We start from the raw sequence: 16,319 nt of genomic DNA, 5'->3' as shown, positions 1-16,319 counted from the left end.
ATTATCGTAGTTCGCTACATCAATTACTTTTTTATTAGTCTTTGCCCATTCAGGCTAAAGTATATTTGTTCTTAAGTGTATCAAATTCTCTTCGTTTGTACTACTCATATGCGAACAGGCATTCTTTACTTGACTCTTTGTTTCTGCTAAGCTAACTTTTTGATAAACTGTGAGTAGATTTGTTAAATGCTCCACTTTCATTCTTAATTGCTCGCGTTCCATCTGCAATGATAATAATGTTTGTGCCATTTCAACTTGTTCGATTAAGCGTGATAATTTCGACATATAATGCCCCCTTTTCACAATGATTCTTTCTTTTTTCACGGAATCCTTGTCGTGTGGCAAAAATAGTGTCCATTCGCTAAAAGAAGTTATATTTTGCATAGCTTTTACAAAATTATTAACGGGTACATTGTTTGTGATACACTATTAAAGTATTATTTCTTCCAGGAAAGAAGGTGATTCCATGGTGATTCGTTATCCAAACGGTAAACTCTATGAAAGTGCGCCAAAGATTGAGAAAAAAAAGGAATCCTCTAAATCTCCATCGGTTGCAAAAGAAAAAAATAAAAGAGCCGTCAATTACAGTAACCGTGGAAAAAGCTTAGAAGATGACCTAAATGAAACAAATATGTTTTATTTACATAGGAATATGGCAAATATACACAAGAAACCTGTTCCTATACAAATCGTCAAAGTAGATTATCCGGCTAGAAGTGCTGCTGTAATTAAAGAGGCTTATTTCCGCACACCTTCAACGACGGATTATAATGGCGTATGGAATGGATATTACATTGACTTTGAAGCAAAAGAAACGGATAGTAAAACATCCTTTCCATTAAAAAACATTCACCCTCACCAAATGGATCATATGCATTCCGTGACAAATCAACGAGGTGTTGCGTTTTTCATAGTACGATTCAGCACGTTGAACCGTAATTTTGTCATTTCGTATCATGTTGTGGCAAAATGGTTTTCAGCAATGGATGAAGGGGGAAGAAAATCTATACCCATCGCAATTTTTGAGCAGGATGCCATAGAAATTTCCGACGGCTATTTACCAAGGCTCGACTATTTGCAAGCGGTAAAAAAGTTAATCGCAAACAACAATGTTTGTGAAAGTGAGGAGAAACAACGTGACGGAAAATAGAAAAACACGCGAACAAATAAAGCGCGAACGTCAACAAAAAAACAAAAAATCCAGAAAACCGAAAACTTCTGCTGGAAAATGGATTAAGCGCATTGTTTTAGCAATCGTTTTAATTGGGGTAATTGGTTTCTTAAGTGGTGCCGCATTATTTGGCTACTATGTAAGCAAAGCACCTGAACTGGATGAGGATGCATTAAAGGATCCGATCTCATCGGAATTTTATGATATAAATGGAGAACTTTTTGCAACAATTGGTGCAGAAAAACGAAATTATGTAAAATATGAAGATATACCACAGCAAATGATTGACGCGATTATCGCAACAGAAGATGCACGATTTTTCGATCACTTCGGTGTTGACTTGTGGCGTCTTGGCGGTGCCGTACTTGCCAACTTCCGTGATGGATTTGGTGCTCAAGGTGCGAGTACAATTACACAGCAAGTTGTAAAAAACTCGTTCTTTACCAATGAGAAAAAGCTGGAGCGTAAAGCGCAGGAAGCTTGGCTCGCAATTAAGCTTGAACGTCAATATAGTAAAGAAGAAATTTTCGAAATGTACTTTAATAAAATCCTAATGTCAGGTAGAATCCATGGCTTTGGTACAGCAGCAAAAGAATTTTACGGAAAAGAATTAAGTGAACTATCATTGGCTGAATATGCTCAATTAGCAGGGATGCCTCAAAGTCCGAACAACTATAATCCATATAAAAAGCCGGACCGTGCAAAAAAACGTCGTAATATCGTTTTAGGCTTAATGGTTCAGCACGGTAAAATTACTGAAGCTGAAGCGGAAGAAGCGAAAAAGGAACCTATTACAGGCGGACTCATTCCTGAAGAAGAGCGTGTAGCAAATAGTACAACGAAATATCCTGCCTTTTTGGATGTCGTTTTAGCAGAACTTGAGAAAAACGGTGATAGCGAACTGACTTCCGAAGGAATCAAAGTTTATACAACCCTAGACCCAAAAGCACAGACGATTGTAGAAGATTTGATGAACAATGACAGCAACTTCCCTACAGAAGAGATGCAGGCCGGTGTTGCAGTCATCGATACACCAACAGGTGAAATTCGTGCAATTGGCGGCGGACGCAATTACACAGGTGAATTTAACTATAACTTTGCCTACGATATGACAACCCGCCAGCCTGGTTCGACTTTAAAACCTTTAATTGATTATGGTCCTGCCATTGAATATTTAAAATGGTCGACTGGTCAAACTACGGTCGATGAAAAGATTACGTATTCTGGTTCAGATCAGGTTATCGGAAACTGGGATGGCCGCTATTTAGGGACGATGACAGTGCGTGAAGCGCTCTATACATCACGAAATATTCCAGCGGTGAAAACTTTCCGTGAAGTTGGTCCGGACCGCGCCAAAGAGTTTTTAGGCAACTTAGGTATTGAATCAAGCGGATTAACAGAATCTGAAGCACTTGGCGGAGGACGCGTCAATATTTCTCCTGTCCAAATGGCTGCTTCATATGCAGCATTCGGCAATAACGGTACTTATAATAGTCCGCATGCCATTACTAAAATTGTTTTCCGTGACGGAAAGACTTCAAAATCGTTTAAACCGGAAACCAAAAAAGCGATGAGTGATTATACTGCTTATATGGTAACGGATATTTTACGTGATGTAGTTAGTAACAAACGCAATGCCTCTGCCACACGTGCGATGGTATCAGGCGTTGATATCGCCGGTAAAACAGGTACAACAAACTATGGCTCAGATGAATTTGAAAAGTTCAATTTAAAGAATGGCTCAGTACCGGATACTTGGTTTGCCGGGTATACAACAAACTATTCGATCGCTATTTGGGGTGGTTATTCTCAGCGTAAAGATGCCATTACAACATGGGAAGAACGCTGGTTGCCACAAACATTATTCAAATCGATCATGACGGATTTAAACCAGCATAACCCGTCATCATCATTTAAACAGCCGAGCAGCGTTGTGTCAGCTTCGATTGTAATCGGATCGAATCCTTTAAAACTGGCAAATGAATATACACCTGCAACACAAAAGGCAACAGAGCTGTTCGTTAAAGGAACAGAGCCAACTGAATATACAGAGGAATTTGTCCCTCAAACTTTAGATTCACCTACTAGTTTACAAGCGTCATACAATGATGCAGCACAACTGGCGGATGTGACATGGTCACATTCTTCACTTGATGGTTCCGGTGAAGATACGGATCCCGTTACATTTGAAGTATCGATGAAAGTTGATGGCGGTCCGGCAACGGTCATTTCTACGACAAGTGCAACCGCAATTCAAGTACCTAACATCGAACTCGGTAAAGAATATACATTTACAGTTACAGCGATTTCAGGTGATTTACGGAGTGATCCGGCAAGTGTTGCATTATTCGTCGAAGGAGAAGCGACAACAGAGCCTGAAGATCCGAATGACTTCATTGAAGATCCAAATGAAACAGAACAACCGGAACAGCCGGGTAACGGGAACAACAATGGGAATAACGGAAATGGCAACGGAAATAACGGGAACGGTAATAATGGGAACGGTAACGGAAATAATGGCAATGGAAATGGCAACGATAATACGGTAGAGCCGGATGAATCCAATCCTGAACCACCAGCACCGAACCAGCCTAGCCCACCTGCTACAGGCGGCGAAACAAGACCTGAAGATTCAGAAGAAGATTAAACTAAAAAACATCAATTTTTCTCACTAAGGGAAAAATTGATGTTTTTTCTTTTTTATTTAGTTTAAAAAGCATTGATTGTTCGGTTACTTTATTTTTTCATTCTCAGTCTTGCACAGCGCTTTTTGGTTTCTTTATAAAGTTCGTCCAATTGTCGATAGCATGCATATTGCCCTGGACGTGCTTTTATGAACTGCAGACGTTCCATCCCGTTAATTGGCATGAGCTCATACTCGCTTTGTACCGAAAACGGTGTATCTGTTATAGAACCATCCACAATAAACTGCTCAAAATGTTCAATACCTTCTACCATGAATTGCTGTGCTGATCCGTCACGTCTTTCATGGGCAGCATGAATCGTTTCACGCATCGTCTCCCATTCACCGTACCAAGCGTCCACCACTTCTTTTGAAATTGCCTCTTGTTGAACTGGAATCATCATATTTTTACCAAACCTTTTTTTAAACGCTTTTGCCCTTCCCGACAGTCATCCAATAACGGACATGACCCGCAGCCGGGATTTTGCGCTTTACAATGATAGCGACCAAAGAAAATAATTTGATGGTGTGCACGGCTCCATCGTTCGATCGGCGTTTTTTTCATGATTGTTTCTTCTACTTCCAACACACTATCTTTCCACCGGCAAAGTCCTAATCGCTTGGAGACACGTTCCACATGCGTATCGACAGCCATCGCAGGAATATCAAATGCAACCGACAATACAACATTCGCTGTTTTACGGCCGACACCCGGCAATGTAACAAGCCCTTCACGAGATGCCGGAACCTCACCGTCATATTCATTTAAAAGGCGTGCACATAATAATTGAATATTTTTCGCTTTGTTTCGGTAAAGTCCGATTGAACGAATATCAGTTTGCAGTTCCTCAAGCGAAACATTTAAATAATCCTGTGGTGTCTTATATTTTTGAAATAATTGTTTCGTCACTTTATTGACGAGGACATCCGTACATTGCGCGGATAATAATGTCGCAATCGTCAACTCAAACGGATTGTCATGCACTAATTCACAATGTGCATCCGGAAACATGCGATCCATCTCATCTAAAAAGTGATTCCATTTTGCTTTTGTTAACATAAAAGTTTTGGTGTCCTCCTATTCTCGCTCCTCTAACCAATTATAGAAAGAAACTTTTTCCGTCTTCTGAACTGTTTCTTGCTGATGTACCGGTTGAATCGGAGCTGCAGCCATTGTATTTTTCCGGTATTGCTCACTATGTTTTTCAATTTGTGCGAGTGTTTTTATGTTGCGCTTTTTCCACTCGATCAAAATGCGGTCAATGTAACGTAAATTCACTTTATCAGCAAGTACCGCTTCTTTTAATGCAGCTTTTATTATCTCAGGGCTATGCTTATCCAAGTCCATCCACATGCCGATTGTTTCAATTTCCATTGGTGAAAGCAGGCGTCCCAGCTCTTGTTCAAATAGCTGGAAAATTTTCGCCTCGTCCAATTTGTTGGCAGTTGAAACCTGTTGTTGCGCTTTTGATTGCAGCAGATCCAGCAGTCTTTCCCATAACGGATAGATCGAATATTTCTCTGCAAGACGTCCAGTGTCATCAGTGCTTTGAGAAATTTCGACAAATCCTTTTTGCATTAAGCGTTGTATTATTTGAGAAATAGCCGTCAATTGAAAATTTGTGCGCTGCATTAAATCATTTGGTGTCGGAAAGTCGATTCCTTCCTGTTCGAACGTTAATAAATGTAGAATGATTAATGCTTCGTCATCTTGTATATTCAGTTCGCTATAATGTTTAAAAAATAATTGTGGAATAGTAATTTGTAATTGCTCCGTCCAAACGCGGATTCGATTAAAATTTTTAGACATAGTTGAATCCCCCTTTGTGCGCTCGTAACGAGAAAACGCCCGGCAAAATTCCGGACGTTTTCTCGTTGTATAAATTAAAATTAATTATGGATATAAACGGTTTAATAAACGTGGGAATGGGATGGATTCACGGATATGTTCTGTTCCGGAAATCCATGCAACTGTACGCTCTAACCCCAAGCCGAAGCCTGAGTGAGGTACTGCACCTTGTTTACATAAATCTAAATACCATGCATATGCATCCATCGATAAGTTATGTTGTTCTAAACGAGATTTCATTAATTCATAATCATAAATACGTTCTGAACCACCGATAATCTCTCCATAGCCTTCAGGAGCGATTAAGTCTGCACATAAAACGACATCATCGCGCTCCGGATGCGGCTGCATGTAGAACGGTTTAATACCGATCGGGTAGCATGTGATAAATACTGGTTTATCATAATGGTTGGCAATTGCTGTTTCGTGTGGTGCACCGAAGTCATCACCCCACTGAATATCATCAAAGCCTTGCTCATGTAAAAACTCGATCGCTTCATCATAGGAAATACGCGGGAATGGTGCTTTCACGTTTTCAAGTTTTGATGTATCGCGGCCTAGACGCTCTAAATCAAGCTTACAGTTTTTCAGTACAGATTGTACGATATGTGATACGTATTGTTCCTGTACTTCCAAGCTTTCATCATGCTCAACAAATGCCATTTCAGGCTCGATCATCCAGAATTCGATCAAGTGACGACGTGTTTTAGATTTTTCTGCTCGGAATGTAGGACCGAACGAGAATACTTTTCCTAGTGCCATTGCAGCAGCTTCCATGTAAAGCTGACCTGATTGAGATAGGAATGCGTCTTCATCGAAATATTTTGTATGGAACAGCTCTGACGTACCTTCAGGTGAAGAACCTGTTAAGATTGGCGGATCCATTTTTGTAAAGCCGTTTTCATTGAAAAATTCATATGTTGCACGAATAATTTCGTTACGTACTTTCATGATTGCATGTTGTTTACGAGAACGTAACCATAAGTGACGGTTATCCATTAAAAATTCTGTACCATGCTCTTTTGGTGTAATTGGGTAGTCTTTAGCAGGGCTGATTACTTCAATACCTGTAACATTTAACTCAGCACCGAAAGAAGAACGCTCGTCCGCCTTAACTTCACCAATAACATACAAAGATGTTTCCTGTGTCATGCCTTTAGCTACTGCAAATAGTTCTTCGCCTACTTCTTCTTTCACTACAACACCCTGCGCGAAGCCTGAGCCATCACGTAACTGAAGGAAAGCCAATTTACCGCTAGAACGTTTGTTAGCTAACCATGTACCAATTTTTACTGTTTCGCCAATATGATTTGGCATATCTTTAATCATAATTTTTTTCATAAAGTCCTCCAAAGCTTATGTTGCAAGGACGCTTAATCTTGCCATTTTGCTTTAACAAAGGCATTGATTCGGCGAACTGCTTCTTCTAATAATTCTAAAGATGTCGCATACGATAAACGTATTGTCGCTGGTGCACCAAATCCTGAACCTGGAATGACCGCAACATTTGCTTCTGTTAATAGTGCCGATACAAAATCATCCACTGAAGTATAGCCTGTTTTCTCTGCTGTTTCCGAAACATCCGGCAATAAGTAGAAAGCACCTTGTGGCTTTAATACTTTTACGCCCGGAATTGCTGCCAGTTTCGGGAAAATCGCTTCTAAACGTGATTCAAACGCTTGTCTCATCTCTTCTACTGCATCCTGCGAGCCGTTATATGCTTCAATCGTTGCATATTGTGCTGTTGTTGTTGCATTTGAAGTAGAGTGAGATGCTAAATCTGTCATCGCTTTAATGATTGTCGCATCACCAGCTGCATAGCCAATGCGCCATCCTGTCATAGAGTGAGATTTTGCAACACCGTTAACTACAATTGTACGTGCTTTCACTGCTTCTGAAACTTCCGCAATTGAATAATGCTCTATTCCATTGTAAACAAGCTTTTCATAAATTTCATCTGAAACGATTAAAATATCCTTTTCTTCTGCAACTTGTGCAAGCTCAGCCAATTCTTCCTTCGAATAAATCATACCAGAAGGATTGGACGGCGAGTTAATAATCACCGCTTTTGTTTTCTCTGTAATGGCATTACGCAGTTGCTGTGCTGTAATTTTAAAGTTCTGTTCCTGTGTTCCTTCCACATATACAGGAACACCGCCAGCAAGCTTCACTTGTTCAGGGTAAGATACCCAGTAAGGAATTGGGATAATTACTTCATCGCCCTCATTTAAAATAACTTGGAACAATGTATACAGCACGTGTTTTGCTCCGACACCAACGATTATCTCATTTGCTTTGTATGTAAGATTATTGTCACGAGCCAATTTATCAATAATTGCTTTCTTTAGAGCAGGTAAACCCCCAGCCGGCGTATATTTTGTCAGACCAGCATCCATCGATTGTTTTGCTGCATTTAAAATATTGTCCGGTGTATTAAAGTCCGGCTCCCCTGCACCTAAACCAATTACATCAATACCTTGCTCCTTTAACTCTTTCGCTTTAGCTGTAATTGCTAAAGTTGAAGATGGTGTTAAAGTCTTTACACGATTTGCCAACAATTGTTTCATGTTGTTCTCTCCTCTACAAATTCAATATGCGTTTCCACCATTGCCCGTCTTCAAATAGAAGATAGACATAATTCAAACTGCCGGATTCATTTTTATAGGTAATTTCCCATACTGGACCCGGCTCCTCGAATCCTAACTTCATATGAAGAATCTCTTTTGCAGCTGTATCTTCCTGAAAAACAGACAACGCCTGATCTTCGGTGATGCCATCTGCTAAAAATACTTCCTGCATTGAATTCTCATCTAAACTCATCGGGACGAAGACTGCCTTTTCCTTCCCATACTCATCCACTCCGAAAACAGTGACATATGGCTTATTCCCATTGTAAACATAGGAATCATCAACAACAGCAAGTGCTTTCGTATCCAGCACAAAACTTTCCGCCTTTTGTTCTATTTCACTAAACGGTGCATTGGCCTTCCAAAATACGAACACTGAAATAACAAGCGACAAAGATAAAATAAAGACAACCGAAAAGATAATCCAGTTTTTCATAACTGCACCTTACAATCCGATGTATTTGTATGTTGTTTAAAGTTTTGTTTCATTTTTGTCAACCTGCTTTCCTTCCTCATCGTTTTTCATTATACCAATTTCCTAAGCTTTGCACCATACTGTGTAGAGGCAGTTTTTGTATGGAAATTGGCGGTAATGACTCGATAAACTGCTGTCCGTATGATTTCGTTTCAATCCGGCGATCCAAAACGATAAATACCCCTTTATCATGGCTGGAACGAATTAATCGGCCGAACCCTTGCTTAAACCGGATAATGGCATCCGGCAACGCAAGTTCTGTAAAGGAATTGCGTCCTTGCTGTGTTATATAATTGGCCCGTGCTTTAAACGCAGGCTCCTCCGGTGAGGAAAACGGCAGCCGCACAACGATAACCGCAGACAGACCATCTCCCGGTACATCGACCCCTTCCCAAAAACTGTTCGTTCCGAATAAGACGGAATGATTAAATTTTTGGAAAGACTTTAATAATCGCATACGGCTACCGGATGTCACACCTTGCGCAAAAATCATATAGTCACTTAACAATTCACTTTCCTGTATAAGGTTGACTGTTTTACGCAGCATGTCCTGTGACGTGAATAAAACAAAGCATCTTCCATTCGTCATGCGCACTGTATTTGTAACGGCATGTGCGACCTCTTCGATATACTCGGACTGTGAAACGGCCTGAATATCAGGCATGTCATTGACAATATACACTTCTGCCCCATCATAATAACTCGGATCCGCATGCAGCTTTTCAATCGGAATCGACGGATTGATCCCAAGCTGGTTCGTAATAAAACGCTCATTACTTGGTACTGTTAACGTTCCGGATGTCCAGACAATGCCGCTCTTTTCACGGATCGGGTCAAAAAGTTTCCGGATTGTTGATGTCACTTCAATCGGTTTTTTATAGAGATGGATACTACCCGGAACACTGCGCTGGTCCAATTCAAGCCAGCATGAATAGTCAGGGTTTTGACTTAAAAATACATCATCCCACTCTGCCAGTTTTATCGTAAACTCATTTACGATATACTGCCATTGCTCAATTAAATATTCATGCTCAGGCGCAAGCTCTTCCACACTTGAAGTGAACTTCCGTATAAGCTCGGTCGCCTCATCCACCCATTGCTGCACAGTGAGTGAAACTTTCATTAAAACTTCACGACCTAATTGCAATTCAGAAATAAAAATTTCGATTTTCTGAAGTTGCTTAGTCTGGTGATGATGCGCTTCTTTCACTCCTCGAAGCAATGCCGCCATTGCCGTATCAAATGCATTGACCATTTGAATATAGCGCTTTTCCAGCTGATCCAGTGTCTGATAATTCAATAGCTGTTTTTTTATTGCTACGCGGCGGATTTTATAAAACAGCTGTTCATCTTCCTGTATTCCAATTTGTCCAAATAAATATTTCCAATTCATATAAGTGAATATTTTTTCGTGCTGATTGATTGCAGCCTGAATAAACTGATGGGCCTCATCTATTACCCAGCCGCCTAAAGAATTAAAAATCTGTTCATTGCGTACAAGATCACTTAGCAGCATCGCATGGTTCGTCACAATAATGTCTGCCTGGCGACTATTTTGAATTGCACGTGAATAAAAATCATAAAGGGGCATTGTCGTTTTCGGCAATGCGGTCTTTCGGATTTTATCAATGAGCAGCTGGCCACCGCCCGATACATTCAGTTCACTAAAATCCCCAGTCTCCGTTTTCGCAAGCCAGATAAGTGTTTGCAGTACTGTAAATGTCTGATCATAGGAAACATCCTGTGTCTTTAGCTCTTTCTCGAATTTTTCGACGTCGATATAATGATTCATCCCTTTTAATAAAGCCATTTTAATCGGCTGGCCAAGCGCCTGTTCCAATATCGGAATGTCATTTTGCATAAGCTGATCCAGCAAATGGGAAGTATACGTACTGATTCCTATTTTCTGATTCGTTTTCTTAGCATAATAAATCGATGGCACTAAATAACCCATCGTTTTTCCGATTCCTGTTGATGCTTCAATGACATGTTCCGCATTTGCGTTGAATGCATGCCATATGCTGTCCATCATTTGAAACTGCTGCGGCCGCTCTTCAAAATCGGGAATCCCTTTTAATAATAAGGCCATTTTTTCATCTGTCGTTAGCGGGTAAAGCAGTTCATCCACATCATTTTTTGGCGTCGGTGCCATTTTGCGAATGGCGATTTTACGGTAAAAGACATGTCCTTCATCCGTTAATGCTTTATTGCGTTTTATGACAAGCGCGTCAAAAAATAGCTGGGACAAGTCTGTTCTCAAACGGAAAGAACGTTTATGCAATTGTTCCAAAGTAACGAGCGGCAATGTTAACAGCTCTTCCCAACAATGTTTAAGCAGGTACGCTGTCGCGAGTGCATCATCATCCGCGCGGTGTGCACTTTGCAGCTCGATACTAAATTCATTCGCTAAATCCGCTAATTTGTAGCTTAACGACATGGGGAACAAAATTTTTGTCAGTTCAACGGTGTCGATTTTCTTTCCGTGCCATTTCGATATGCCGGCACGGTTAAACTCCGCCTGTAAAAAGTTCAAGTCAAAATCGGTATTATGGGCTACGAATACAGCCCCTTCCAGCAGCTCATAAATATAATCTGCATAGGCTTCAAATGGTAATGCATCTTTTACATCTTTGTCTGTAATATTAGTTAAATCCTGTATAAACAACGGAATCGGTTTTCCCGGATTAATAAATGTAGAATATTTTTTAACGATTTCCCAACCTTGCATAATAACAATGGCGATTTGGATCATACGGTCGCCGCTTGCAGGAGAATGCCCTGTTGTTTCAATATCGACAATCGCATATTTCTGACTTTCCTTCATTTTTCTTCAACTCACAGTTCAAGTAATATAACGGCATTTTATCATACTGGTGGTGATGAGGTCATGTAATTGGTTAGAACGGCCGAAACGTGTGGTGGAATGCTGCGATCGCAAATATAGAGTCAGAGCAGATATATGAACGTTCTAAAAGTTCTAATATATTTTAAAATCATCTAATAAAATTTTATTTGTTCCAATAAATTCGCGATTTTCTAATATAACCGATAACTGTTCCAATATAAGTCCAATCTGTTCTAATATCCTTTCCGGTCTTTCCGAATATCCAACGTAAATTTTCTAATAAACTGCTAAATGTTCTAATAAAATTAAGCGCATCTGACGGCAAAAAAACCTAGTGCCGCCTCAAGGGCAACACTAGGTTAATATACTATGTATAGGTGTGCAGGGGCTCATCTCCCTGCACAATTCAAAAGCTTCCCAGCAAATCCGTGCTGTTGGCGGAGGCTTTTGTTGTGAAGACTAAACCTTCACTGAGGTTTTGGCACCTGAAACATAGAATACAACAATTTAGGAAATCATTCAACTAAATATTTATTAATAATGTGAACGACTTCCGAAAATTCCTTTTAACATTGGTGGAGTAACCAACGTTGTAATAATAATTACGATTACCATTGGTGTATAATCTTCCGCCGGCAGTAATCCACTTGATAAACCCATCCCCGCAAGAATCAGTGCAACTTCACCACGAGAAATCATTCCTGCACCGATACCTGTTGAAGATTTCCAACTGAAGCCTGCCAGTTTTGCACCAATACCAGAACCGATAAGCTTCGATAAGATAGCCACGATTGAGAAGATAACTAAGAACCAGATATTTTCTGTAATTCCTGCGAATGTAACGGACAATCCGATACTTACGAAGAAGAATGGCACAAATAAGCCGTTTGCAATCGGTTCTACTTTATGTTCGACTGTATCTTTAAATGGAGTGCGCCCTATTGCAATACCGATAAAGAACGCTCCGATAATTGTAGCAATACCAAAATAATGTTCACCTATGTAAGCTAAAGCAAAACATGCAATAAGTGCTCCGCTTAACAGGGCCTCCGTTACTTTCAGGCGGCTAAACAGTTTTAAGAATGTCGGAATCACCCATATCATTACAACAGCTAATAAAACAAAGAAGAATACCTTCCCGCCGATTAATGCCGGAATCGAAACATCATCCCCTACAAGGAAACTCATTGCAATTGCGATTAACACAACGACGATAATATCATCCAGTACAGCAGCTCCTAGCAAAGTAGAACCTTCCTTACTTTTCAGCCAACCAATTTCGCTTAATGTCTGGACCGAAATACTTACTGATGTAGCGGCTAAAGTTAGTCCGATGAAAATCGCCTGGCCTTGTGTGAGGCCAAATGCCAATGCTAACGGATAACTCATTGCAATCGGTAAAATGACACCGCCAATTGCTACGAAAATTGCCCCTTTCATATTTGCATTTAAATCTTCCAGATCGGTTTCTAAACCGGCTAAAAACATTAATAAAATTACCCCTATTTGACTGAATGTTTGCATAATTTCATTGTCAGTAATCCAGCCAAGCATTGCAGGACCAATAATAATACCAATCAGAATTTTTCCAAGTACTGAAGGCTGGCCTAAACGTACTGATAAATGTCCTGCCAGTTTAGTAGCCAATAGTACGATAACAATTTGAAATATAAACATAATATCCCCCTTTTCCATACAAAAAGGCATGAATGTGCCAGATTTGACTGACTCCACCATGCCTTGCTTCGTATAAGATTATGTTTATTTTAAACAATAAAAAAAGAAAAAGCAATAATATTTTACCATTATCTGAATATTTCTTATTCACCGATGAAGAGATAGATTAGAAAAACCCCGGTAAAACTTCTCTCTGAAAATACTGATTTTTTCTAAGCCATACATTTAAAATATGCCGATGTGTCAGCAGCTTCCTCCGTGAAGCATGCCTTCTTTGTGCTTCTTGCAGACTTTGGAGCAATATACGTGTTTCCGTAAGACATTGTTCCGGATCGGTAATCACTTTTAAAGCCGGACTAATAAGACCATGTTCCTGCAGTAGTGCGAGCACTTTAGCAAACTCTTGTCCCATCGCAATATAGTTTTCTTCTATATTAAAATCAATACATTGATATAACGTGTTTTCCACTTCTTTTTCTACAAGCTCCATTGACTGATTTTCCATATGTCACCTCATGTTGGAATTGTATACAACAAGTATAGTAGAATTCAGCACAATAAAAAAGAAATTGGATTGAAAAAGCTACGGAGCATCTCATCTGCACCGTAGCAACAAGTTATTTTGCATGAATCGCTTTTCCGAAAACAGAACGTGCCGCATCGCCAACGTGCTCGCTGACTGTCGGATGCGGGAAAATGAGCCTTGCCAAATCTTTTACTGATCCTCCTAATACTTTTGCCGCCAGCATGGAGTTAATCATTTCTGTCGCGCCGTCGCCAACAACACATGCCCCGTAAATATCGCCTTCAGGACTCGCTACAAACTTCATAAAGCCCTGTGTATTTCCTTCAAGCAATGCTTTAGTTATATAAAGCATTTTAATATAAAAAAGGTATAAAGAATTCATCATCCCTAATAAGCATAAGCTATACAACGCTATTCTGTTCGAAAAGCATTTTCCGAGTGAGGTAAACAAGGTAAACAGAAAATTTGCGTTGTACTAAATATATACGCATATAGGCGTATTAGGTATATGTTATATACTATATATCTATCTAATATATAAATTTATATTTAATAGTATATTTATGTTTACTTTGTTTACTGTTTACCTTGAAGATAGAGCAGACATGACTTTGAGCGGTAAACAAACCATAAAATTTTCTGTTTACCGCTGTTTATTTTGTTTACCTCATTTTCTTCCAGGAGGCGTTTCCGGTAAACAAGGTAAACAGGGTAAACGGAAAGTAAACTAATGCTGTTTACCTTGAATAGCTATAGTGAAATAATAAAAACTATGTTTTATTGACCAAAAGAGTAAAAAGCTTTCCCTACATAAATATAGAGAAAGCTTCAAATAAATTATCATAGGTCGATTTTTAAACAGTTATTTTAAATAGCAGATGTCTTCTGACAACACACTTTCCATTTATATAATCAATTCATCTCTATCGACATATCCAGTCGATACATTATCTTCCAGTTCATCAAACAAAAATTCGGTTAGCCAGCCAAAATTATCAGACAAATACAGCGTCACATAACAGGTAAATAGTGCTGTCCCAAGAAATCCGATAATCTTGAAGTGAAGAGTGCAATGAGTAGTTTTTTATAGCACAAAAGCCACCTTCTATAATAAGAAGGTGGCTAAAATATTGCTATATTTATAATGTAAGCGTAGAAATGCCTATCACATATAGTCCTACTATCGTTGCGATATAGCCAAGCATCAAACCGAAACCGCCGAGCATGCTTAATCCGCCGATGATGAAAAACGAAACGATTAAATATAGTGCATTAGCTGCAAATAAATACAACCAAGGTGATCCATCCTGTGAAAGGTATGAAAATAGACTGAATTCAAATATAACTAAACCTATAAGAAAGGCAATAGTTAAAATAGCTGAAAAAGTATTTGGTGCTGAGCTCGTTGCTTTATTTTCCAAAAGAATCACTCCTTCTGTATATTTTATTTTACTCTCATTGTTCCATATTCATACAAGTTCGGCAATAAAAACGAGAAAAACCCTCCACTGAATAATCGTGGAAGGCCTATTTTCTATCGTGCTGCATAAGGTCTGAGATGATGCTTAATTCCATTAATTTTAACTTCCTTTACTTTGTTTAAGTTCACTACATGACCCGTGTCCTTAAATTCAATAAATGTTGCATACCTTAAAATATACGGTTTGGTCATAGTAATGTGTATCTTACTTTCGAATTCGACGAGAATATTACCTTCCACTATAAATTCATATTTGTACATACCCTCACCTCCTTATTACCAATCAATTTACAATAGTGCTATGGCAAAAGGAAGAGAATGTCCGAAACTTTCTTTTTGAGGCTATTTTCGCAAAATTCGACAAGTGTTATTTTCTATCTGCCAGGGTTAGGTACTTCATGCCAAGTAATCGTTTCATTTCTTCGGCAACCCAATTTCTCAGAGCAATATTACTGTAACTTCTAGTTTCGTCATATCCCCTAAACAATATAAAATAATAGGTCATCATTTCATCCGATTTGTGCTTTTCGATTTTACATCCTTTCTTATATAGGAAGTCCCTTAACTTTTTAAATTCCTGAAAGGTATCATTAATTTTGGAGTTATACCATTCTTCAAGTACATCTCTCATTTTTAGATGCGATACGTGATCTCTGTCACGCTCTAGGGTTTTTAAGAATAGTTCCAGTACAATGTATCGGTGAATATCATCGCTTAGCCCCATAAATTCTTTATGCATTTAGCCCACTCGCTTTACTAATTACTGGATATACCGCTAAAATATTGTCTATTTTAAATGTTCGTTTGGCATGTCTTGTAAAACAGTAAGCTTGCACTGTACTTCCGGCAATTTTTATTAACTTGATTCGCCGTTTAGTGATTGCATCGTCTTTTGCAATGTACATAATATCTACGATTTGATTGTATTGCATTGCTTTTTTAATTTGGTCTTTCATTGCAAGCACCTCGTTCCTTTTAAAATTATT

At 39.1% G+C, this 16,319-nt stretch carries 16 protein-coding genes; 2 read left to right on the top strand and 14 right to left on the bottom strand.

The window, feature by feature from the left end; all coding sequences use genetic code 11:
* Nucleotides 1-54: 54 nt before the first annotated feature.
* Entirely contained in the window at nt 55-285 is a 231-nt protein-coding gene (locus tag ABS917_RS11535; RefSeq protein ID WP_079525926.1) for a molecular chaperone, read from the bottom strand.
* A 181-nt stretch (nt 286-466) separates the two neighbouring features.
* On the opposite strand from ABS917_RS11535, the gene recU reads away from it, so the two are divergent.
* Complete coding sequence (gene recU / locus ABS917_RS11530) at nt 467-1,150, top strand: Holliday junction resolvase RecU (protein ID WP_350479114.1); 684 nt, start codon at nt 467-469, stop codon at nt 1,148-1,150.
* Nucleotides 1,137-3,818 (top strand): PBP1A family penicillin-binding protein, encoded by a 2,682-nt coding sequence (locus ABS917_RS11525; RefSeq protein ID WP_350479113.1) that lies wholly within the window; start codon nt 1,137-1,139, stop codon nt 3,816-3,818. The genes recU and ABS917_RS11525 overlap by 14 nt, the downstream gene beginning before the upstream one ends.
* Nucleotides 3,819-3,907: 89 nt before the next feature.
* Here ABS917_RS11525 and ABS917_RS11520 read toward each other — a convergent pair whose 3' ends face one another.
* The 13 genes from ABS917_RS11520 to ABS917_RS11460 all read right to left on the bottom strand — a co-directional run bounded on the left by ABS917_RS11520 (nt 3,908) and on the right by ABS917_RS11460 (nt 16,289).
* Nucleotides 3,908-4,258: a YpoC family protein gene (locus tag ABS917_RS11520; protein WP_350479112.1), complete on the bottom strand. Its 351-nt coding sequence runs from the start codon at nt 4,256-4,258 to the stop codon at nt 3,908-3,910.
* The gene (nth, locus tag ABS917_RS11515; RefSeq protein ID WP_350479111.1) at nt 4,255-4,914 is read right to left on the bottom strand and encodes an endonuclease III; all 660 of its coding nucleotides are present in this window, start codon (nt 4,912-4,914) and stop codon (nt 4,255-4,257) included. The genes ABS917_RS11520 and nth overlap by 4 nt, the downstream gene beginning before the upstream one ends.
* An 18-nt stretch (nt 4,915-4,932) precedes the next feature.
* The gene (locus ABS917_RS11510; RefSeq protein ID WP_350479110.1) at nt 4,933-5,664 is read right to left on the bottom strand and encodes a DnaD domain-containing protein; all 732 of its coding nucleotides are present in this window, start codon (nt 5,662-5,664) and stop codon (nt 4,933-4,935) included.
* An 84-nt stretch (nt 5,665-5,748) separates the two neighbouring features.
* Nucleotides 5,749-7,044 (bottom strand): asparagine--tRNA ligase, encoded by a 1,296-nt coding sequence (gene asnS, locus ABS917_RS11505; RefSeq protein WP_350479109.1) that lies wholly within the window; start codon nt 7,042-7,044, stop codon nt 5,749-5,751.
* A 32-nt stretch (nt 7,045-7,076) separates the two neighbouring features.
* Nucleotides 7,077-8,270 (bottom strand): pyridoxal phosphate-dependent aminotransferase, encoded by a 1,194-nt coding sequence (locus tag ABS917_RS11500; protein WP_350479108.1) that lies wholly within the window; start codon nt 8,268-8,270, stop codon nt 7,077-7,079.
* Nucleotides 8,271-8,283: 13 nt separating this feature from the next.
* Nucleotides 8,284-8,766 (bottom strand): cell wall elongation regulator TseB-like domain-containing protein, encoded by a 483-nt coding sequence (locus tag ABS917_RS11495; RefSeq protein ID WP_350479107.1) that lies wholly within the window; start codon nt 8,764-8,766, stop codon nt 8,284-8,286.
* A gap of 76 nt (nt 8,767-8,842) precedes the next feature.
* On the bottom strand, nt 8,843-11,629 hold the full coding sequence (dinG, locus tag ABS917_RS11490; RefSeq protein WP_350479106.1) for an ATP-dependent DNA helicase DinG: 2,787 nt from the start codon (nt 11,627-11,629) through the stop codon (nt 8,843-8,845).
* Between the two features lie 555 nt (nt 11,630-12,184).
* Complete coding sequence (locus ABS917_RS11485) at nt 12,185-13,327, bottom strand: cation:proton antiporter (protein WP_350479105.1); 1,143 nt, start codon at nt 13,325-13,327, stop codon at nt 12,185-12,187.
* A 166-nt stretch (nt 13,328-13,493) separates the two neighbouring features.
* A complete protein-coding gene (locus tag ABS917_RS11480) occupies nt 13,494-13,832 on the bottom strand; it encodes a transketolase (protein ID WP_350479104.1) in 339 nt (112 codons plus the stop codon).
* 112 nt (nt 13,833-13,944) lie between these two features.
* Complete coding sequence (locus tag ABS917_RS11475; protein ID WP_350479103.1) at nt 13,945-14,235, bottom strand: hypothetical protein; 291 nt, start codon at nt 14,233-14,235, stop codon at nt 13,945-13,947.
* 757 nt (nt 14,236-14,992) lie between these two features.
* Nucleotides 14,993-15,274, bottom strand: coding sequence for a hypothetical protein (locus ABS917_RS11470; protein ID WP_350479102.1), 282 nt, complete (start codon nt 15,272-15,274; stop codon nt 14,993-14,995).
* A gap of 426 nt (nt 15,275-15,700) precedes the next feature.
* A complete protein-coding gene (locus ABS917_RS11465; protein ID WP_350479101.1) occupies nt 15,701-16,072 on the bottom strand; it encodes a YhjD family protein in 372 nt (123 codons plus the stop codon).
* Nucleotides 16,065-16,289, bottom strand: a complete 225-nt coding sequence (locus ABS917_RS11460) for a transcriptional regulator (protein WP_350479100.1) — start codon at nt 16,287-16,289, stop codon at nt 16,065-16,067. The genes ABS917_RS11465 and ABS917_RS11460 overlap by 8 nt, the downstream gene beginning before the upstream one ends.
* Between the last annotated feature and the right edge of the window lie 30 nt (nt 16,290-16,319).

Origin of the sequence: Solibacillus sp. (assembly GCF_040273735.1) — a bacterium.
In the GTDB taxonomy this organism is placed as follows: Bacteria; Bacillota; Bacilli; order Bacillales_A; family Planococcaceae; genus Solibacillus.
The sequence above is the reverse complement of the archived record's forward strand: the minus strand, read 5'-3'. Positions and strand labels throughout refer to the sequence as shown.

What these genes read in the sequence shown, in the direction of transcription:
- ABS917_RS11535 (WP_079525926.1), bottom strand. Translation starts at nt 285, where the DNA reads ATGTCGAAATTATCACGCTTAATCGAACAAGTTGAAATGGCACAAACA.
- recU (WP_350479114.1), top strand. Translation starts at nt 467, where the DNA reads ATGGTGATTCGTTATCCAAACGGTAAACTCTATGAAAGTGCGCCAAAG.
- ABS917_RS11520 (WP_350479112.1), bottom strand. Translation starts at nt 4,258, where the DNA reads ATGATGATTCCAGTTCAACAAGAGGCAATTTCAAAAGAAGTGGTGGAC.
- nth (WP_350479111.1), bottom strand. Translation starts at nt 4,914, where the DNA reads ATGTTAACAAAAGCAAAATGGAATCACTTTTTAGATGAGATGGATCGC.
- ABS917_RS11510 (WP_350479110.1), bottom strand. Translation starts at nt 5,664, where the DNA reads ATGTCTAAAAATTTTAATCGAATCCGCGTTTGGACGGAGCAATTACAA.
- asnS (WP_350479109.1), bottom strand. Translation starts at nt 7,044, where the DNA reads ATGAAAAAAATTATGATTAAAGATATGCCAAATCATATTGGCGAAACA.
- ABS917_RS11500 (WP_350479108.1), bottom strand. Translation starts at nt 8,270, where the DNA reads ATGAAACAATTGTTGGCAAATCGTGTAAAGACTTTAACACCATCTTCA.
- ABS917_RS11495 (WP_350479107.1), bottom strand. Translation starts at nt 8,766, where the DNA reads ATGAAAAACTGGATTATCTTTTCGGTTGTCTTTATTTTATCTTTGTCG.
- dinG (WP_350479106.1), bottom strand. Translation starts at nt 11,629, where the DNA reads ATGAAGGAAAGTCAGAAATATGCGATTGTCGATATTGAAACAACAGGG.
- ABS917_RS11485 (WP_350479105.1), bottom strand. Translation starts at nt 13,327, where the DNA reads ATGTTTATATTTCAAATTGTTATCGTACTATTGGCTACTAAACTGGCA.
- ABS917_RS11480 (WP_350479104.1), bottom strand. Translation starts at nt 13,832, where the DNA reads ATGGAAAATCAGTCAATGGAGCTTGTAGAAAAAGAAGTGGAAAACACG.
- ABS917_RS11475 (WP_350479103.1), bottom strand. Translation starts at nt 14,235, where the DNA reads ATGAATTCTTTATACCTTTTTTATATTAAAATGCTTTATATAACTAAA.
- ABS917_RS11465 (WP_350479101.1), bottom strand. Translation starts at nt 16,072, where the DNA reads ATGCATAAAGAATTTATGGGGCTAAGCGATGATATTCACCGATACATT.
- ABS917_RS11460 (WP_350479100.1), bottom strand. Translation starts at nt 16,289, where the DNA reads ATGAAAGACCAAATTAAAAAAGCAATGCAATACAATCAAATCGTAGAT.